Origin of the sequence: Nocardioides daphniae (assembly GCF_004777465.1) — a bacterium.
In the GTDB taxonomy this organism is placed as follows: Bacteria; Actinomycetota; Actinomycetes; order Propionibacteriales; family Nocardioidaceae; genus Nocardioides; species Nocardioides daphniae.
The window spans coordinates 1,811,630-1,828,670 of sequence record NZ_CP038462.1 but is presented as its reverse complement, the minus strand read 5'-3'; the positions used below and the strand labels follow the sequence as shown (position 1 = coordinate 1,828,670).

The 17,041-nt window shown below is 71.6% G+C and carries 17 protein-coding genes, 1 tRNA gene and 2 pseudogenes; 10 read left to right on the top strand and 10 right to left on the bottom strand.

The features are described from left to right. Positions 1 to 7 precede the first annotated feature (7 nt). Entirely contained in the window at positions 8 to 3,676 is a 3,669-nt protein-coding gene (gene metH / locus E2C04_RS09005) for a methionine synthase (RefSeq protein ID WP_202977975.1), read from the bottom strand. A 211-nt stretch (positions 3,677 to 3,887) separates the two neighbouring features. Here metH and E2C04_RS21960 point away from each other — a divergent pair. Further along, positions 3,888 to 4,732: pseudogene (locus tag E2C04_RS21960) on the top strand (PAC2 family protein). 33 nt (positions 4,733 to 4,765) lie between these two features. On the opposite strand, the gene mshC reads toward E2C04_RS21960, so the two are convergent. From mshC to E2C04_RS08980, 4 genes are all read right to left on the bottom strand, one after another. Further along, positions 4,766 to 6,001 carry a cysteine--1-D-myo-inosityl 2-amino-2-deoxy-alpha-D-glucopyranoside ligase gene (gene mshC / locus E2C04_RS08995; RefSeq protein ID WP_135832336.1) on the bottom strand — a complete coding sequence of 412 codons (1,236 nt, stop codon included), beginning with the start codon at positions 5,999 to 6,001 and terminating at the stop codon, positions 4,766 to 4,768. Between the two features lie 14 nt (positions 6,002 to 6,015). Further along, a complete protein-coding gene (locus E2C04_RS08990) occupies positions 6,016 to 6,513 on the bottom strand; it encodes an SCO1664 family protein (protein WP_338088737.1) in 498 nt (165 codons plus the stop codon). 283 nt (positions 6,514 to 6,796) lie between these two features. Beyond that, positions 6,797 to 7,351: a DUF3090 family protein gene (locus tag E2C04_RS08985; protein WP_135832335.1), complete on the bottom strand. Its 555-nt coding sequence runs from the start codon at positions 7,349 to 7,351 to the stop codon at positions 6,797 to 6,799. A 9-nt stretch (positions 7,352 to 7,360) separates the two neighbouring features. Continuing rightward, a complete protein-coding gene (locus tag E2C04_RS08980; RefSeq protein WP_135832334.1) occupies positions 7,361 to 8,074 on the bottom strand; it encodes an MSMEG_4193 family putative phosphomutase in 714 nt (237 codons plus the stop codon). Positions 8,075 to 8,210: 136 nt separating this feature from the next. On the opposite strand from E2C04_RS08980, the gene E2C04_RS08975 reads away from it, so the two are divergent. Together E2C04_RS08975 and E2C04_RS08970 are read left to right on the top strand one after the other, a co-directional pair. Beyond that, on the top strand, positions 8,211 to 8,552 hold the full coding sequence (locus E2C04_RS08975; RefSeq protein ID WP_135832333.1) for a hypothetical protein: 342 nt from the start codon (positions 8,211 to 8,213) through the stop codon (positions 8,550 to 8,552). Then, positions 8,549 to 9,040 (top strand): CorA family divalent cation transporter, encoded by a 492-nt coding sequence (locus tag E2C04_RS08970; RefSeq protein WP_238694212.1) that lies wholly within the window; start codon positions 8,549 to 8,551, stop codon positions 9,038 to 9,040. Before E2C04_RS08975 ends, E2C04_RS08970 begins: the two co-directional genes overlap by 4 nt. An 80-nt stretch (positions 9,041 to 9,120) precedes the next feature. Here the strand turns inward: E2C04_RS08970 and uppP are convergent, their stop codons facing one another. Then, on the bottom strand, positions 9,121 to 9,879 hold the full coding sequence (gene uppP / locus E2C04_RS08965; RefSeq protein ID WP_275106480.1) for an undecaprenyl-diphosphatase UppP: 759 nt from the start codon (positions 9,877 to 9,879) through the stop codon (positions 9,121 to 9,123). A 107-nt stretch (positions 9,880 to 9,986) separates the two neighbouring features. Between uppP and E2C04_RS08960 the strand changes: the two are divergent. Together E2C04_RS08960 and E2C04_RS20860 are read left to right on the top strand one after the other, a co-directional pair. After that, positions 9,987 to 10,933, top strand: a pseudogene (locus E2C04_RS08960) (aldo/keto reductase). A 2-nt stretch (positions 10,934 to 10,935) separates the two neighbouring features. Then, positions 10,936 to 11,157 (top strand): DUF5703 family protein, encoded by a 222-nt coding sequence (locus tag E2C04_RS20860; RefSeq protein WP_135832331.1) that lies wholly within the window; start codon positions 10,936 to 10,938, stop codon positions 11,155 to 11,157. 18 nt (positions 11,158 to 11,175) lie between these two features. Here the strand turns inward: E2C04_RS20860 and E2C04_RS08950 are convergent, their stop codons facing one another. After that, a complete protein-coding gene (locus E2C04_RS08950; protein WP_135832330.1) occupies positions 11,176 to 12,510 on the bottom strand; it encodes a M20/M25/M40 family metallo-hydrolase in 1,335 nt (444 codons plus the stop codon). Between the two features lie 95 nt (positions 12,511 to 12,605). On the opposite strand from E2C04_RS08950, the gene E2C04_RS08945 reads away from it, so the two are divergent. The 3 genes from E2C04_RS08945 to E2C04_RS08935 all read left to right on the top strand — a co-directional run bounded on the left by E2C04_RS08945 (position 12,606) and on the right by E2C04_RS08935 (position 13,822). Further along, positions 12,606 to 12,691, top strand: a tRNA-Leu gene (locus E2C04_RS08945). 56 nt (positions 12,692 to 12,747) lie between these two features. After that, complete coding sequence (locus E2C04_RS08940) at positions 12,748 to 13,380, top strand: M24 family metallopeptidase (protein ID WP_338088736.1); 633 nt, start codon at positions 12,748 to 12,750, stop codon at positions 13,378 to 13,380. 217 nt (positions 13,381 to 13,597) lie between these two features. Further along, a complete protein-coding gene (locus E2C04_RS08935) occupies positions 13,598 to 13,822 on the top strand; it encodes a PLD nuclease N-terminal domain-containing protein (protein WP_135832329.1) in 225 nt (74 codons plus the stop codon). Between the two features lie 22 nt (positions 13,823 to 13,844). On the opposite strand, the gene E2C04_RS08930 is transcribed toward E2C04_RS08935, so the two are convergent. After that, on the bottom strand, positions 13,845 to 14,180 hold the full coding sequence (locus tag E2C04_RS08930) for a hypothetical protein (protein ID WP_135832328.1): 336 nt from the start codon (positions 14,178 to 14,180) through the stop codon (positions 13,845 to 13,847). Positions 14,181 to 14,273: 93 nt separating this feature from the next. On the opposite strand from E2C04_RS08930, the gene E2C04_RS08925 reads away from it, so the two are divergent. After that, a complete protein-coding gene (locus E2C04_RS08925) occupies positions 14,274 to 14,846 on the top strand; it encodes a LysR substrate-binding domain-containing protein (RefSeq protein ID WP_135832327.1) in 573 nt (190 codons plus the stop codon). A gap of 4 nt (positions 14,847 to 14,850) precedes the next feature. Here E2C04_RS08925 and E2C04_RS08920 read toward each other — a convergent pair whose 3' ends face one another. Next, positions 14,851 to 15,411, bottom strand: coding sequence for a nucleosidase (locus tag E2C04_RS08920; protein ID WP_135832326.1), 561 nt, complete (start codon positions 15,409 to 15,411; stop codon positions 14,851 to 14,853). 48 nt (positions 15,412 to 15,459) lie between these two features. Here E2C04_RS08920 and E2C04_RS08915 point away from each other — a divergent pair, with 48 nt between their 5' ends. Then, positions 15,460 to 16,611 (top strand): galactokinase, encoded by a 1,152-nt coding sequence (locus tag E2C04_RS08915; RefSeq protein WP_202977720.1) that lies wholly within the window; start codon positions 15,460 to 15,462, stop codon positions 16,609 to 16,611. On the opposite strand, the gene E2C04_RS20855 is transcribed toward E2C04_RS08915, so the two are convergent. Next, positions 16,596 to 16,850 (bottom strand): acyl-CoA dehydrogenase family protein, encoded by a 255-nt coding sequence (locus E2C04_RS20855; RefSeq protein WP_275106580.1) that lies wholly within the window; start codon positions 16,848 to 16,850, stop codon positions 16,596 to 16,598. The two genes, E2C04_RS08915 and E2C04_RS20855, sit on opposite strands and share 16 nt — an antisense overlap. Positions 16,851 to 17,041: the final 191 nt, after the last annotated feature.

Genomic DNA, 17,041 nt, shown 5'->3' with positions numbered 1-17,041 from the left:
GCCCGGGTCAGTCCTCGGGGTCGTAGCCCAGGTTGGGCGAGAGCCAGCGCTCCGTCTCGGCCAGGGTCCAGCCCTTGCGCTCGGCGTACTCCGCGACCTGGTCCCGTCCGAGTCGCCCCACCACGAAGTACTGCGACTGCGGGTGGGAGAAGTACCAGCCCGACACGGCAGCGCCCGGCCACATCGCCATCGACTCGGTGAGCTGGATGCCTGCCGACTCCTCCACGTCGAGGAGGTCCCACAGGAGGGCCTTCTCGGTGTGGTCGGGGCACGCGGGGTAGCCCGGTGCCGGACGGATGCCCGTGTAGCGCTCCGCGATGAGGTCGTCGTTGGTGAGCTCCTCCTGGGCCGCATGGCCCCAGTGCTCGGTGCGGACCAGCTCGTGCAGACGCTCGGCGAACGCCTCGGCCAGACGGTCGGCGAGCGACTCGAGGAGGATCGCGGAGTAGTCGTCGAGCTCCTCACGGAAAGCGGCGACACGCTCCGCCGCGCCGATTCCCGCAGTCACCGCGAAGGCGCCCACGTGGTCGGCGATCCCGGTCTCGCGCGGCGCGACGTAGTCGGCCAGGGAGCGGTTGGGGACACCCTCGCGGTGCTCCCCCTGCTGACGCAGGTGGTGGAGCGTGGTGCGCACGGACGTACGCGCGTCGTCGGCGTAGACCTCGACGTCGTCGCCCACTGCGTTGGCCGGGAAGAGGCCGAAGACCGCGTTGGCGGTCAGCCACTTCTCCTCGATGATCCGGTCCAGCATGTGCTGCGCGTCCTCGTACAGCTTGCGCGCCGCCTCACCCGTGGTCGGGTTGTTGAGGATGTCGGGGAACTTGCCCTTCATCTCCCAGGCGTTGAAGAACGGCTGCCAGTCGATGTAGTCGCGCAGCTCGGAGAGGTCGTACGCCTCCAGGCGCTGCACGCCGGGGCGCGCCGGGGCCGGGGCCTCGTACGAGGTCCAGTCGATCGGCGTGCGGTTGGCGCGGGCAGCCTCGAGGTCGATCATCGGCCGGTCGTGCTTCGTCGCGTGGCGGGCCCGCAGCGCGTCGAAGTCGGCCTGGACGTCGGCCATCAGCGCGGGACGCTGGGCGTCGCTCAACAGTGCGGCGGCCGTGGGCACGGAGCGCGAGGCGTCCTTCACCCAGACCACGTCGCCGTCGTAGCGCTGGTCGATCTTGACCGCGGTGTGGGCGCGCGAGGTGGTCGCGCCACCGACGAGCAGCGGGATCTGCAGGCCCTGGCGCTGCATCTCCGAGGCCACGTTGACCATCTCGTCGAGCGACGGCGTGATCAGGCCCGAGAGACCGATGATGTCGGCGCCGACCTCCTTGGCCGTGTCGAGGATCTTCTGGGCCGGGACCATGACGCCCAGGTCGATGACCTCGTAGTTGTTGCACTGGAGCACGACGCCGACGATGTTCTTGCCGATGTCGTGGACGTCGCCCTTCACCGTCGCCATCACGATGGTGCCGTTGGTGTCCTTGGCCTGCGCCAGGGCCGGGTCGGCAGCCTTCTCCGCCTCGATGAACGGGATCAGGTAGGCGACCGCCTTCTTCATCACCCGGGCCGACTTCACGACCTGGGGCAGGAACATCTTGCCGGCACCGAAGAGGTCGCCGACGACGTTCATGCCGTCCATCAGCGGGCCCTCGATGACCTCGATCGGACGACCGCCGCGTCCCGCGATCAAGGCGCGGAGCTCCTCGGTGTCAGCCTCGACGTGGGCGTCGATCCCCTTGACCAGGGCGTGCGTGATGCGCTCGCCCACCGGCAGGTCGCGCCACTCGTCGACGGCCGCCTCCGCGGCCTCACCCTTGCGGTTGTGGGCGTCGGCGATCTCGAGCAGGCGCTCGGCGGCGTCGGGCCGTCGGTTGAGCACGACGTCCTCGATGCGCTCGCGCAGCTCGGCGTCGACCTGGTCGTAGACGACCAGGGCGCCGGCGTTGACGATGCCCATCCGCAGCCCCGCCTTGATGGCGTGGAAGAGGAAGACGGCATGGATCGCCTCGCGCACCGGGTTGTTGCCGCGGAACGAGAACGAGACGTTGGAGATGCCGCCCGAGATCAGTGCGTGGGGCAGGTTCTCGGTGATCCAGCGGCAGGCCTCGATGAAGTCGATGCCGTAGGTCGCGTGCTCCTCGATGCCGGTGGCGACGGCGAAGACGTTGGGGTCGAAGATGATGTCCTCGGGCGGGAACCCGACCTCGTCGACCAAGATCCGGTAGGCGCGCTCACAGATCGCGGTGCGGCGAGCGAGGTTGTCGGCCTGGCCGTCCTCGTCAAAGGCCATGACCACGACGGCGGCGCCGTACTTGCGGCACAGGCGGGCCTGGGCGCGGAACTGCTCCTCGCCCTCCTTCATGGAGATCGAGTTGACGATCGCCTTGCCCTGGACGCACTTGAGGCCGGCCTCGATGACCTCCCACTTGGAGGAGTCGACCATCAGCGGCACCTTGCTGATGTCGGGCTCGGAGGCGATGAGCTTCACGAAGCGGTCCATCGCCGCGACGCCGTCGATCATGCCCTCGTCCATGTTGACGTCGATGACCTGCGCGCCGTTCTCGACCTGCTGCAGCGCCACCGAGAGGGCGGTGTCGTAGTCGCCGTCCTTGATCAGGGTGCGGAAACGGGCCGAGCCGGTGATGTTGGTCCGCTCCCCCACGTTGACGAAGAGGCTGTCGGCGGTGATGTTGAAGGGCTCGAGGCCTGAGAGCCGCATGGCCGGTCCGACCTCGGGGACCTCGCGCGGGGCCACGCCCTCGACGGAGGCAGCAATCGCAGTGATGTGGGCGGGCGTGGTGCCGCAGCAGCCGCCGACCATGTTGACCAGGCCGGCCTCGGCGAACTCCGCGATCACGGCCGCGGTCTGGTGGGCAGCCTCGTCGTACTCGCCGAAGGCGTTGGGCAGGCCGGCGTTGGGGTAGACGGAGACGAACGTGTCCGCGATGCGGCTCAGCTCGGCGACGTAGGGACGCATCTCGGCGGCACCCAGGGCGCAGTTGAGCCCGACCAGCAACGGCTTGGCGTGGCGCACCGAGTTCCAGAAGGCCTCGGTGGTCTGGCCCGACAACGTACGGCCCGACGCATCGGTGATGGTGCCGGAGATGATCACCGGCCAGCGCCGGCCCCACTCCTCGAAGAGGGTCTCCACCGCGAAGATCGCGGCCTTGGCGTTGAGGGTGTCGAAGATCGTCTCGATCACCAGCACGTCGGCGCCTCCGTCGAGCAGGCCGCGCGCCGCGGTGTCGTACGCCGCCACGAGCTCGTCGAAGGAGACGTTGCGGGCGCCGGGGTCGTTGACGTCCGGCGAGATCGACGCCGTGCGGGTGGTCGGGCCCAGCGCGCCGCCGACGTAGCGGCGTCGGGTGGGGTCGGCTGCCTCGGCCGCGTCGCACGCCTCGCGCGCGAGCCGGGCGGAGGCCCAGTTGAGCTCGTAGGCCAGCTCCGCCATGTCGTAGTCGCCCAGCGAGATCGCGTTGGCGTTGAACGTGTTGGTCTCGATGAGGTCCGCGCCCGCGGCCAGGTACTCGCGGTGGATCCCGGAGATGATGTCGGGTCGGGTCAACGTCAGCAGGTCGTTGTTGCCCTGGACGTCCATGTGCCAGTCGGCGAAGCGCTCGCCTCGGTAGCCGGCCTCGTCCGGGCGGTCACGCTGGATCGCCGTGCCCATCGCGCCGTCGATCACCATGATGCGCTCGCGCAGGAGCGCGCCCAGCTCGTCGGTGCAGTCGGGGCGGTGGTGGGGCGCGATGTCAGCGGACACGTGGCTCCTTCGAAGAGGGTGGGGCTGGTCCCGTCCTGCCACGGTAGACCCGTGTCCGGAGGATGGACAGGCATCCCGAATCGTGACACTCCCCGCGCTGGCAGGGGAAATCCCGGGCACCGCCTAGGCTGGGGAGGTGATCGAGATCGATGCCTTGACGGACCTCGTGGACCCTGTCGTGATCGCGGCCTTCGAGGGGTGGAACGACGCCGCCGAGGCGGCCACGATTGTGGTCCAGCACCTCATCGAGGAGTGGGACGCCACCGTGGTGGGGCAGGTCGACCCTGAGGACTACTACGACTTCCAGGTGAACCGCCCCGTCGTCGGCACCGACGACGGGGGTCGCCGCACCCTGAGCTGGCCCGGCACCCGGATCGCGGTCGCCTCTCCCCCGGACCTGGAGCGCGACGTCATCCTGGTCCAGGGCATCGAGCCCAACATGCGCTGGCGCCAGTTCACCGCCGAGCTGCTTGCGGCCTGCGACGACCTCGGCGCCCAGCTCGTCGTCACCCTCGGCGCCCTGCTGGCCGACACCCCGCACACCGCCCGGTCCCGGTCACCGGCACGGCCTCCGCCGCCAGCCTGGGCGAGCACGCCGGCCTGGAGGTGTCGACGTACGAGGGCCCCACCGGCATCGTGGGCGTCATCCAGGACGCCTGCGCCCGACTCGACATCCCGGCACTGTCGCTCTGGGCCGCGGTGCCTCACTACGTGGCGCAGCCCCCGTGCCCGAAGGCCAGCCTGGCGCTGCTGGGACGGCTCGAGGAGTTGCTCGGTTCGCCGCTGCCGTTGGGAGACCTGCCGGAGGAGGCCAGGGCGTGGGAGCGCGGCGTCGAGCAGCTGGCCGAGGAGGACAGCGACATCGCCGACTACGTACGCCAGCTCGAGGAGGCCCGTGACGCGACGGACCTTCCCGAGGCGTCCGGCGACGCGATCGCCGCCGAGTTCGAGCGCTACCTCAGGCGCCGCGGCGAGGAGTGAGCCACTCCCGGCCTGCCGCGGGCGCCTGACGCGTCAGAGCGACAGGCCCAGCGCAGCGTCGAGGACCTGGTGCACGATGCGCGAGGCGTCGGCGTCACTGGCGTCGGCCAGGCCCGAGGTGCCGAGGGTGGCGTCCACCCACGCCTCGACGGCAGCCACGGCGCTCGGTGCGTCGAGGTCGTCGGAGAGCGCGGCGAGCACCGACTCCACCACCGGGCCCGCAGCGGCTCCGGCCCCCAGCGACAGCGCCTTGCGCCAGCGGTCGAGGGTGTCGACCGCGTCCCACAGCTCGGCGTCCTGCCACTCCCAGTCGTCGCGGTAGTGGTGGCGCAGCAGGGCCAGGCGGATCGCCATCGGGTCGACGTCGCTGTTGCGCAGGTGGGAGACGAAGACCAGGTTGCCCTTGGACTTCGACATCTTCTCGCCGTCGTAGGCGACCATGCCCACGTGGGCGTACGCCCGGGCGAACTCGCCGTGCGCGACGTGCGCCTGCGACGCGCACATCTCGTGGTGCGGGAAGACCAGGTCGGAGCCGCCGCCCTGGACGTCGAAGCCGCCGCCGAGGTGCTCCTGGGCGATCGCCGTGCACTCGACGTGCCAGCCGGGTCGACCGGCGCCCCACGGGCTGTCCCACGAGGGCTCCCCCTCACGGGCCGCGAGCCAGAGCACGCAGTCGAGCGCGTCCCGCTTGCCGGGGCGCTCGGGGTCGCCGCCCCGCTCGCCGAAGATCGTCAGCATGGTCTCGCGGTCGTACTGCGAGACACCGCCGAAGGAGGTGTCCGCCGCGACGGAGAAGTAGAGGTCGCCCTCGAGCTCGTAGACGGCACCGGCCTCCTGGAGGCGCTGGATGTAGGCGATGACCAGCGGGATCGACTCCACCGCACCGACGTAGTGCGCCGGGGGAAGCACGCGCAGCGCCCGCATGTCCTGGCGGAAGAGCTCGGTCTCCCGCTCGGCCAGCTCGACCCAGTCGACCTTGACCTTGCCGGCGCGCTCGAGCAGCGGGTCATCGACGTCGGTGACGTTCTGGACGTACGTGACCTCGTGGCCGGCGTTGCGCCAGGCGCGGTTGAGCAGGTCGAAGGCGACGTACGTGGCTGCGTGGCCCATGTGGGTCGCGTCGTAGGGCGTGATGCCGCAGACGTAGAGGCGTGCCGCGCCGCTCTCGGGGACGCTGGTGACCAGTCGCCCGGTCGCGGTGTCGTGGATCCTCACCTCGGGACCACGGACCGGCAGGACGGGGACATCCGGGGCAGACCATGCACGCATGGCCCGAAGCCTACCTAGAAGGGTGGCCAGGGAATGGCAGGCCACCGTCCGTCCGGCACCGGCATGACTCCGGCCTCGGCCAGTCGGCGGCACCGACGGACCGCTGCAGCGACCTCGTCGACCGTCACCAGGAAGGTCAGCTCCTCGCCGAGCTCGCCCTCCAGCTGGTCGGCCAGACGGGCGATGCGGGTCAGGTCGTCGGCCGGGACCGGCTCCCCCGCCCATCCCCACAGCACGGTGCGCAGCTTGGGGTCGGTGTGGAACGTGAGTCCGTGGTCGACGCCGTAGCGGTGGCCGTCAGCCATCGCCAGGACGTGGCCGCCCTTGCGGTCGGAGTTGTTGGTGACGACGTCGAAGAGGGCCATCCGCCGCAGCGCGTCGGAGCGTTCGTGGACCAGCGCCACCGGCTGGTCGAGGGCGTCGAGCCCGTCCAGGACGTGGCAGTAGCCCTGGGGCACGGCGTCGGCCTCAACCAGGTCGACCGCCTCCTGCCCGGGGTCGGGCTCGCACACCAGTGGACCATCCCCGGCCCGTGGGGACCGTCGCGCAGCACCGTCGGCGGGACGACCCGCCACCCCAGCGCCTCGGAGACCAGCGCACTGGCGACCTCGCGCCCGGCCAGGGAGCCGTCGGGGAAGTCCCACAACGGCCGCTCCCCGCTGATCGGCTTGTAGACCACGCGTACGCCGTCGACCTCACCGACGAAGGTGGCGTTGGAGGCGGGCATGACCCGGCCGTGCAGGGTCAGCGTCCCCTCCGGCACGCCGGGGACGCCGGGGAAGGGCGCCGGTTCCACTACTGCCGGCGCCTGAAGCCGTTGGCGCGCACGCACAGGTGACCGTCGGGGTCGACCGGGTTGCCGCAGAAGGGGCAGTCGGGGCGTCCGGCCTCGACCACCTGCTGGGCGCGGGAGCAGAAGGCGCGGGCCAGGGCTCCGGTCATGCGGACGAGGAGGAGCTCCTCGGGCTCGCTGTCGTCCTCCTCGTCGGACGGCTCGGCGGTGTCGACGGGGAAGGCCTCGAGCACGACGCGCTGGTCGACCGGGTCCCACGACAGCGCCATGGTGCCGACCCGGAACTCCTCCACGATCGGCTGCTCCAGCGGGGCCGAGTCCTGGAGGTCGAAGGGCGTGATGGCCGGGATCACCGTCTCGTTGCCGGGGACCCGCATCAGCTCGTCGAGCAGCTCGTCGAGGCGCTCGACCAGCACCGCGACTTGCTGCTTCTCCAGCGAGACCGTGACGACCTTGTCGACCGCACGCGCCTGGAGGAAGAACGTCCGGTGTCCGGGCTCGCCCACGGTTCCGGTGACGAAGCGCTCGGGGGGATCGAAGGAGTGCACGAGGGGCATGGGGCCAGCCTAGGCGGGGTGGGTTGACGTGGACGGGCCGGCGCCTCCGCCGGGGACGGCGTCGACCGAGGTCTCCTCGCCCTGTCCCGGGCGCAGCCAGGAGAGGTCGCCGGCGTGGGTGTTGGTGGCGACCACGTAGGGCCGGTCGGCGGTGAAGCGCACGATGCTGACCGACGCGGGGTCGACGATGATCCGCTGGAAGTGGTCGAGGTGCGTGCCGTGGGCGTCGGCCAGGATCGACTTGATGACGTCGCCGTGACTGACCGCCAGCCAGACGGCACCGGCGCCGTGCTCGGCCTCGACGTCGGCGTCGATCGCGCGGATCGCCTCGACGGCTCGGGCCGCCATGGCCTGGATCGACTCCCCCTCCGGGAAGACGGCGTAGGAGGGGTGACGCTGCACGGTGCGCCACAGGTCCTCGCCGGCCAGCTCCTTGAGGGAGCGGCCCTGCCAGGCGCCGTAGCCGCACTCGGTCAGGCGCTCGTCGTGCTGGAGGGTGGGCGGAGAGGTCTGGGCGTCCACGATCGCGCGGGCCGTCTGCTCGCAGCGCTCGAGCGGGCTGCTGACCGCCCGCACCAACGGGACCACCGAGAGGCGCTCGCCGACACGACGCACCTGCTCCTCCCCCGTGGCGTCGAGCAGGACGCCGGGGAGCCGCCCGGCCAGCACGCCCGTGGAGTTGGCGGTCGAGCGGCCGTGCCGCACGAGGATCACTGTGGCCATGCGCTGAAGCCTAGTGGCGCTACCGTGGCGCCGTGATCCGACACGACTCCTTCGACGACGCCGACGCCGACGACGAGCGTCCCGACTCCGGCAGCCCGCCGACCCGGAGACGGCCTCCGGCTCGTCGGCGCGGTGGGTGGCGATCGAGTCCCCCGACGCGGCCGACGTGGTCGAGGCCGCCCGGGTGCTCGGCACCACCCCCGAACGACTGGTCGAGCACAGCGGCGCCCGGCAGCCCGCCCTGAGCGGTGAGTCGGGCGTACAGCGCTTGACCCTGCGGACGCTGCAGTACGACGACCCCACCGACGCGGTGGAGACCGGGCAGCTCGACGTCTTCATCCGGGGTGACGTGGTGGTCTCGCTGCACCGCCCGCCGACCCACGCCACCCGGCACACCGCCCGCCAGACGGTGGCGACACCGGCCGTGCCGCCGTCGCAGCCCTCTGCCGCTGGGTGGTCGACGGCTACGAGGAGGTGACCAGCGAGCTCTTCGTCGACGTGGAGGAGGTCGAGGCGTCGGTCTTCTCGACCACCTCCACCTCGGACGCGGAGCGGATCTACCTGCTCAAGCGCGAGGTGGCGGAGGTACGTCGTGCCGTCACCCCGCTGGTCGGCCCGCTGGAGCGCTTCGCCCATGCCGAGGCCGACCAGGACGCCGCCTTCCGGGTGCTGGGCGAGCGGCTGCACCGGCTCAACGAGGCGGTCGACTCGTTGGACGCCATGCTGACCAGCGTCTTCGACGCCCACGTGGCCAGGATCTCGATGCAGCAGAACGAGGACATGCGCAAGATCTCGGCGGCGGCTGCCCTGGTCGTGGTGCCGACGCTGATCGCCGGTATCTACGGGATGAACTTCACGCACATGCCCGAGCTCTCCTGGACCTTCGGCTACCCCTTGGCGCTGGGCGTCATGGTGGTCGTCGTCTCGGTGCTGTACGCGGCGTTCAAGCGCTCCAACTGGCTCTGACGGGCGGGAGCCGGCTCAGGCCGCCAGCACGCCGGCGGTCAGCAGCCCCATCGTCAGCAGGCCGAGCGCGATCCGGTAGATCACGAACGGCGTGTAGGAGCGCGTCGAGACGTAGCGCAGCAGCCACGCGATGGCGGCGTAGCCACGACGAACGAGACCACCGTGGCGACCAGGGTCGGGCCCCAGCCGTAGGTGTTGTCGCCGTTGGGGATGTCGGGCAGCGTGAAGAGGCCGGCGCCGACGACGGCCGGGATGGCCAGCAGGAAGGCGAAGCGCGTGGCCGCCTCGCGCTCCAGGCCGAGGAAGCGACCCATCGAGATCGTCGCGCCGGAGCGGGAGACGCCCGGCACCAGCGCCATCGCCTGGGCCAGGCCCATGAGCATCGCGTCCTTCATCTGGATCTGCTCGGTGCGGCGCTCGTTGCGGCCGACCCGGTCGGCGATGCCCAGGACGACACCCATCACGACCAGCATCGCGGCCACGATCCACAGGTTGCGGAACTCGCTCTCGATGATGTCCTTGAGCGCGATGCCGAGCACGACGATCGGGAGCGACCCGAAGATGATGAACCAGCCCATCCGGGCCTCGTGGGTGCCGCGGAGCTCGGGCTTGAAGATCGCCTTGACCCAGGTCGACCCGATGTTCCAGATGTCCTTGCGGAAGTAGATCAGCACGGCGAGCTCGGTGCCGATCTGGACGACCGCGGTGAAGGCGGCCCCCGGGTCGCCCCAACCGAACCACTCGGGGAAGATGCGCAGGTGCGCGCTGCTCGAGATCGGGAGGAACTCGGTCAGCCCTTGCAGCGTTCCGAGCACGACGGCCTTCAGCAGATCCCACATGGGGCCACAGCCTAGGGGCACGGCGGGCGCTCCCCGGCCGCCTCCCCGGCCATGGTTGCGGCGAGCCGTGCGTGGCGGCGTGGGTCACGCTGGCTAACCTGTGCGCCATGCAGCAGCGCACCGTCGGACGTACCGGCCTTCGTGTCTCCCGTCTCGGCCTCGGCACCATGACCTGGGGGCGGGACACCGACGAGCACGAGGCCCGCGACCAGCTGGTCGCCTTCCACGAGGCCGGCGGCACCCTGGTCGACACGGCTGCCAGCTACAGCGACGGCGCCCCGAGGCGCTGATCGGCTCGCTGGTCGGCGACGTGCTGCGGCGCGACGAGGTCGTCATCGCCACCAAGGCCGGCGTCGGCCGCCGCGGCAACGAGCGGGTGGCCGACACCTCGCGCGGCACCCTGCTCACCAACCTCGACGAGTCGCTCCGCCGCCTGCGCGTCGACCACGTGGACCTCTGGCAGGTGCACGTGTGGACCGACGAGGCGCCCATCGAGGAGACGCTGGCCGCGCTCGACCACGCCGTGACCAGCGGTCGCGCCTCGTACGTCGGCGTCTCCAACTACACCGGCTGGCAGACCGCCCAGGCCGCGACCTGGCAGCGCGCCGTCCCGGGTCGTACGCCGCTGGCGAGCACCCAGGTCGAGTACTCGCTGCTCAAGCGGAGCATCGAGGCGGAGGTGCTGCCGGCGGCTCGTGCCATGGGCATGGGCATCCTCCCCTGGTCGCCGCTCGGTCGTGGCGTGCTGACGGGCAAGTACCGCTCGGGCACCCCGCAGGACTCGCGTGGCGCCTCCAACCACTTCGCCGGCTTCGTGAACCCCTACCTCGACGAGCGTGGCCGCGGCATCACCGAGGCCGTCTGCCGGGCCGCCGAGGGCCTGGGGTGGACGCCGCTGCAGGTCGCCCTGGTCTGGGTGCGCGACCGGGTGGGCGTCACCGCGCCGATCATCGGGGCCCGCACGGCCGCCCAGCTCACGGCCGCCCTGTCGGTGGAGGAGCTGACGCTGCCGCCGGAGATCACCGCCGCACTGGACGACGTCTCGGCGGAGTGACGATGGCTCCCGCGCAGCGCACCCTCGGTCGAGGGGTGGAGTGGGAGTTCGACACGGTCGTCTACCCCGCGACTTCAGCCGCAGCGCCGTGCGCCGACTGCTCGTCGAGCGGGCGGAGAAACGGCGGCTGGGAGCTGTCCCGGCTCCGGATCCGTCCGGACGGGAGCAGGTCGGTGGTCCTCAGGCGCAAGATCATCCGCCAGCGCCCGACGTTCCTGCTCTGACCCGCGCTGCGCCCGCCCTCAGCCGCAGGACTCGTCGAGGAAGCGGTCGAAGACGCGTGCGCCGAACTCCAGCGCGTCCACCGGGACGCGCTCGTCGACGCCGTGGAAGAGCGAGCCGAAGTCGAGGTCCGCGGGCAGGCGCAGCGGCGCGAAGCCGTACGCCGTCATCCCGAGCTTGCCGAAGTGCTTGGCGTCGGTGCCGCCGCTCATGAGGTAGGGCGCGACGACGGCGTCCGGGTCCTCGGCCAGGATCGACCTGGTGATCGAGCGCATCAGGGTGCTCTCGGTGGGCGACTCCCACGGCTGCTGGTGGCTGATGAACTCGCGCTCCACCCGCGGCCCGAGCAGCTCGTCGAGGGTCGCGAAGAACTCGTCCTCGTGGCCCGGGAGGAAACGGCCGTCCAGGTGGGCGGTCGCCTCCGAGGGGATGACGTTGACCTTGTAGCCGGCGTCGAACATCGTCGGGTTGACGGTGTTGCGGATGACCGCACCGAGCATCCGGGCGGAGCTCTCGAACTCCTCGACCAGGGCCTGGGCGTTGTCGGGGGTCGCCCGGGTGCCGGCGATCTCACCCACAGCGGCCAGGAGCACCTCCATGGCAGGCGTGAGGCGCACCGGCCACTCGTGGGCCCCCACCCGGGCGACGGCGGCGGCCAGCTCGGTGACGGCGTTGTCGTGGTTGACCATCGATCCGTGGCCGGCGGTCCCTCGGCTGCGCAGGCGCATCCAGGCCATGCCCTTCTCGGCGGCCTCGATGAGGTAGATGCGCTGGCCCCGCACCGTGGTGGTGAAGCCGCCCACCTCCCCGATCGCCTCGGTGCAGTCGTCGACCAGGTCGGCGTGGTCGCGCACGATCACCTCGGCGCCCTTGTGGCCCCCGGCCTCCTCGTCGGCGGTGAAGCAGAGCGCGATCGGGCGACTCGGCACCCGACCGGCGCGGGCGCGGGCACGGACGACGGAGAGCAGGATGGCGTCGAAGTCCTTCATGTCGACGGCACCGCGGCCCCACAGGTAGCCGTCGGCGATCTCGCCGGCGAACGGGTCGTGCGTCCAGTCCTCCTTCTGGGCCGGCACCACGTCGAGGTGGCCGTGCAGGAGAAGCCCCTCCCCCTCCGAGCCGCCCCAGCGCGCGACCAATGAGGTGCGGCCTGCGACGTCCTCGACCATCCGGCTCTCGATCCCGACCTCGTCGAGCAGGGCTGCGACGTGCTCGGCGGCGAGTCGTTCACCGGGGCCGGAGTCGTCGCCGTAGTTGGAGGTGTCGATTCGGATCAGGTCGCGACAGAGGTCGACGACCTCGGTCGCGGGGTCGTGGAGGGCGTCGTGCTGAGGGGTGCTGGGGGACGCTGACATGGGCACATCCTCCCTGCTCGCAGCGGTTCGCGAAAGCGGGACCACCCCCGTTTTCGCATTGCTCAGGGGTGTTGCTAATGTTCCTCTCGTTGCTCGTCCGGGTGGCGGAATAGGCAGACGCGCTAGCTTGAGGTGCTAGTGCCCTTTATCGGGCGTGGGGGTTCAAGTCCCCCCTCGGACACAGAAGAACGGCCCTGGCTCTTGCCGGGGCCGTTCTGCGTATGGGAGGAAGAAGCGATGATCGAGATCCTCAACGCCCCGCGCTTCCCGCGGGCGCGCGCCGCCGGTGCCCTCGTGGCGGACATCCTCCAGGAGCTGCGCCGTCGTGCGGTGCCCGGCGTCAACCTGCTCGAGCTCGACGCCGTCGCCGAGTCGATGATCATGCAGGCCGGCGGGGTCTCGTGCTACGTCGACTACGAGCCCTCGTTCGGGCGTGGCCCGTTCGGCCACTACGTCTGCACCTCGGTCAACGACGCGGTGCTCCACGGGCTCCCCCACGACCGCGTCCTGGCCGACGGCGACCTGCTCTCCCTCGACCTGGCCGTGCAGCTCGACGGCGTCGTGGCCGACTCGGCGATCACCACCGTGGTGGGCACCGGGTCGACGCCCGAGAAGGAGAAGCTCATCGAGGTCACCCAGCGGGCGCTGGCTGCCGCCATCGCGGTGGCCGGCCCGACGGCGCGCATCGGCGACCTCGCCCACGCGATCGGGACCGTGCTCACCGACGAGGGCTACCGGTCAACACCGACTTCGGTGGCCACGGCGTCGGCACGACCATGCACCAGGACCCGCACGTGCCGAACATCGGTCGGCCGGGTCGCGGCTACCAGCTGCGTCCGGGGCTCCTGCTCGCGCTCGAGCCGTGGGTGATGACCGACACCGACGAGCTGGTCACCGACGACGACGGGTGGACGCTGCGCAGCGCACCGGGTGCCTCACGGCCCACGCGGAGCACACCGTGCTCATCACCGAGGACGGTGCCGAGGTCATGACCCTTCCGTCCGTGGGGTGACCTGAGCCCCGTCCTCGCGGGCGCGGCTCGGGACTAGAGTCCGTGGCCTGCCGACGCGCCGGAAGGAACACGACCATGGCACGCTCCAGGAGGAAGTGGAACGACCTCAGCTCGGGCCAGCAGACCGCCGTCCTGGTGGCGGGCAGCGTCGAGATGGCCCTCACGGCCACAGCCCTCGTCGAGCTGGCCCGTCGGCCCGGCGACCAGGTCCGCGGACGCAAGCTGTGGTGGGCACTGGCCTGCTTCGTGCAGCCGTTCGGGCCGGTGGCGTTCCTGGTCTGGGGACGCAGGAAGCGCTGAGCCGCTCCTGGGCTGTTCTGGCTCAGCCCGCCCGACGCAGCAGGAACGGCGTACCGCCCGCGGCACGCAGGCCGGGCACGTCGACGTACGTCATCCCCAGCAGCGTGTCGTCGTCGAGCCTCCGCGCCTCGTCGCGCACCCACGGCCAGGGCTTGCGGGTGCTGGGCGGGTAGGTGATCGCGACGCACGGGTGGTCGTCGGCGTAGGACATGCCGATGCTGACCTCCATCGGCATGACCTCGACCAGACCGCCGCCGTCACGCAGCAGGTTGACGCCGCGCCAGGCCTGCTCGCCGTCGGAGAACCGTTTGCCGTACCAGCGCGGCAACCCGATCAGTCCCAGGCCGGCGGGAGCCACCGACTGCAGTTGCGCCGGCAACGCCCGCGCGGCGACCGCGCCGCCGGCGGCACCGGGCAGCGTCGCGCCAGCCGCGATGGGTAGCCTCGCGCCATGACGATGCGACTCGCCTTCGTGCCCGGCGCCACCCCCGACAAGTGGGCACGGGCGTGGCGGGACCGCTTCCGCGAGCCGCTCGAGCTGGTCGCCGTCGAGGAGGACGACCAGCGGCAGGTCCTGCTCGACGGCCGCGCCGACCTGGTCCTCGCGCGGCTCCCCCTGGAGACCGACGACCTCTTCTGCATCCCGCTCTACGAGGAGCTGCCGGTGGTGGTGGTCTCGAAGGAGCACCCGGCGGCGGCGTACGAGGAGCTCACCGCAGCCGACTTGGCCGACGAGCAGTTCGCGCTCGGCGTCCCCGAGGGCGTGCCCAGCGGCGTCGAGCAGCTGCCCTTCCCGTCGATGTCGGTGAAGGAGGCCGTCGAGGTCGCGGCGTCGGGCACCGCGGTGGTCGTCGTGCCGATGTCCGTGGCCCGGCTCCACCACCGCAAGGACGTGACCCACGTCGTGGTGACCGACCTGCCCACGACGCGGATGGCGCTCGCCTGGCGCAAGGAGGTCGACGACGACCGCACCCAGGCGTTCGTCGGGATCGTGCGGGGCCGTACGTCGCGCAGCTCGCGCTGACCACTCAGCGGGCGAGGTACTCCTCGAGCCACTGCCCCAGCACCCGGGCGCTCTGGTCGACGACGGTGGGCCAGTCCCAGGCGCTGTCGTCGGCGGCGTCGGAGACGTGCTTGACCAGGATCGCCTCGCGGCCGAACTCCCGCGCCGTCCAGGCGACGGCGTAGCCCTCCATGTCGACGAGGTGGGCCGCTAGGCCCAGCCGGGTGCGCACGTCGGTGTCGGAGACGAAGACGTCGCCGGAGGCGAGCACGCTGGCGCCCTCGCCGAGCAGCAACTGGTGCTCCGGGTCGTAGCCGAGGGCGACCAGGGCGTCGGCACTGATCTCGTGGTTGAGCACCTGTCCGACGACGTGGAGCCCCGTCACGTCGTCGCGCAGGGCGCCGGCGGTGCCGATGTTGACCACGACCAGGTCGTCGACGTCCTCGAAGGCGGCGAGCGCCCGGGCCGTGCGCGCCGCCGCGGCCGTCTTGCCGATGCCGGTGATGACCAGTGGCAGGTCCTCGGGCACGTAGCGCGCCTCGGCCTCCGTCGCGGAGACGACCAGGATGCGGGGGGTGGTGGGCATGGGGCCTCCGGGGTGGCTGGGACGACCGGCCCAGCCTAGGCTCACGGCGTGCTGATCCCGGCTCCCGACCTCCTCCCTGCCAGCGTGCGGGCGTTCGTCGAGCGGCACGGGCGGGAGCCGTCGTGGCGGGCGAGCGCCCCGGGGCGGGTCAACCTGGTCGGCGAGCACACCGACTACCTCGGCGGCCTCTGCCTGCCGGTGGCTCTCGGGCACAGGACGTGGGTCGTGGCTGCCCCACGCACCGACTCCCGGGTCCACCTGACCAGCGGTGACGCGCTCGAGTGGTCCGGCGACACGTCGCACCTCACTGGTTCCCCGCTGCGGGGGTGGGCGTCGTACGTCGTGGGCGCCCTGCGCGCGGTCGGCTGGCAGGGCGGGCTCGACCTGCACGTCGAGTCATCGGTGCCCGTGGGGGCCGGTCTCTCGAGCTCGGCCGCGCTGATCTGCGCCGTGGTCACGGCGGTGACGGAGCGCAGCCCCGACGACCTGCTGCGCGCAGCGCTGGAGGCCGAGCAGGTGCACGTGGGCGCCCCGACCGGCGGCATGGACCAGACGGTCTCGCTCCTGGCCCGGCCGGCTCACGCGCTGCTGCTCGACTTCGCGGGAGGTGGCCTCCCGGCGGGACGGCCCGTGCCTTGGAGTCCGGAGCGCGACGGTGTCGAGCTGCTCGTCGTCGACACCGGCGTCCGTCACGCCAACGACGACGGGGCCTTCGCGCGCCGGCGGGCCGAGGCTGAGGCGGCGATGGCGCTGAGCCCCGACGAGGTCGTGGCGGCCCGGGACCCGTTGCCCCGCCGTCGCCGCCACGTCGACAGCGAGAACGACCGCGTACGTCGCGTGGTCGCCGCCGTCGAGCGCCACGACTGGACGGAGGTGGGAGCGCTCTTCACGGCCTCGCACGTGAGCCTGCGCGACGACCACGAGGTCAGCTGCGTCGAGCTCGACGCGGTGGTGGAGGCCGCGCGCACGGCCGGTGCCCTGGGGGCACGCATGACGGGAGGTGGATTCGGTGGGTGCGCCGTCGTCCTGGTGCCCACCACCCAGCGTGACCGCGTCGTCGCCCGGGTGAGCGCCGCTGCACGTGCTGCCGGTCACCCGGAGCCCTCCTTCCTGCCCGGGGAAGCCGGCGGCCCTGCCACCCGTCACCGGGCAGCAGGGCCGTCGCATGTCGACCTGTCGCAGGCTCAGCGCCTCACTTGAGCTCGGCGCTCGACAGCCCGAGGACCCGTCGCGCCACGATGAGCTGCTGGATCTGCTGTCCCCTCGAAGATGTCGAGGATCTTGGAGTCGCGCGACCACTTCTCGAGCAGCTCGGTCTCGCTGTAGCCCAAGGTGCCGGCGAGCTCCACGCAGCCCAGGGTGACCGCTGACCCGACCCGCCCCGCCTTCGCCTTCGACATCGAGGCCTCGAGCGAGTTGGGCTTCCGGTTGTCAGCCATCCAGGCGGCCTGCATGGTGAGCAGCTTGGCGCCCTCCCAGTCGGCCTCCAGCGCCAGGAAGGTGGCCGGGCCGCGCTCTGCACGATCGCCGGCCGGTCGTAGTCGACGACCACGCCGGCCTGCTCCAGCAGGTCGCGGGTGAGGTCGAGCGCCGCGCGGGCGCACCCGATCGCCATCGCCGCGACCAGCGG

What these genes read in the sequence shown, in the direction of transcription:
- mshC (WP_135832336.1), bottom strand. Translation starts at nt 6,001, where the DNA reads ATGCGTGCATGGTCTGCCCCGGATGTCCCCGTCCTGCCGGTCCGTGGT.
- E2C04_RS08940 (WP_338088736.1), top strand. Translation starts at nt 12,748, where the DNA reads ATGATCGAGATCCTCAACGCCCCGCGCTTCCCGCGGGCGCGCGCCGCC.
- E2C04_RS08935 (WP_135832329.1), top strand. Translation starts at nt 13,598, where the DNA reads ATGGCACGCTCCAGGAGGAAGTGGAACGACCTCAGCTCGGGCCAGCAG.
- E2C04_RS08950 (WP_135832330.1), bottom strand. Translation starts at nt 12,510, where the DNA reads ATGTCAGCGTCCCCCAGCACCCCTCAGCACGACGCCCTCCACGACCCC.
- E2C04_RS08980 (WP_135832334.1), bottom strand. Translation starts at nt 8,074, where the DNA reads ATGGCCACAGTGATCCTCGTGCGGCACGGCCGCTCGACCGCCAACTCC.
- E2C04_RS08985 (WP_135832335.1), bottom strand. Translation starts at nt 7,351, where the DNA reads ATGCCCCTCGTGCACTCCTTCGATCCCCCCGAGCGCTTCGTCACCGGA.
- metH (WP_202977975.1), bottom strand. Translation starts at nt 3,676, where the DNA reads ATGGTGATCGACGGCGCGATGGGCACGGCGATCCAGCGTGACCGCCCG.
- E2C04_RS08925 (WP_135832327.1), top strand. Translation starts at nt 14,274, where the DNA reads ATGACGATGCGACTCGCCTTCGTGCCCGGCGCCACCCCCGACAAGTGG.
- uppP (WP_275106480.1), bottom strand. Translation starts at nt 9,879, where the DNA reads ATGTGGGATCTGCTGAAGGCCGTCGTGCTCGGAACGCTGCAAGGGCTG.
- E2C04_RS20855 (WP_275106580.1), bottom strand. Translation starts at nt 16,850, where the DNA reads ATGGCTGACAACCGGAAGCCCAACTCGCTCGAGGCCTCGATGTCGAAG.
- E2C04_RS20860 (WP_135832331.1), top strand. Translation starts at nt 10,936, where the DNA reads ATGGCTCCCGCGCAGCGCACCCTCGGTCGAGGGGTGGAGTGGGAGTTC.
- E2C04_RS08920 (WP_135832326.1), bottom strand. Translation starts at nt 15,411, where the DNA reads ATGCCCACCACCCCCCGCATCCTGGTCGTCTCCGCGACGGAGGCCGAG.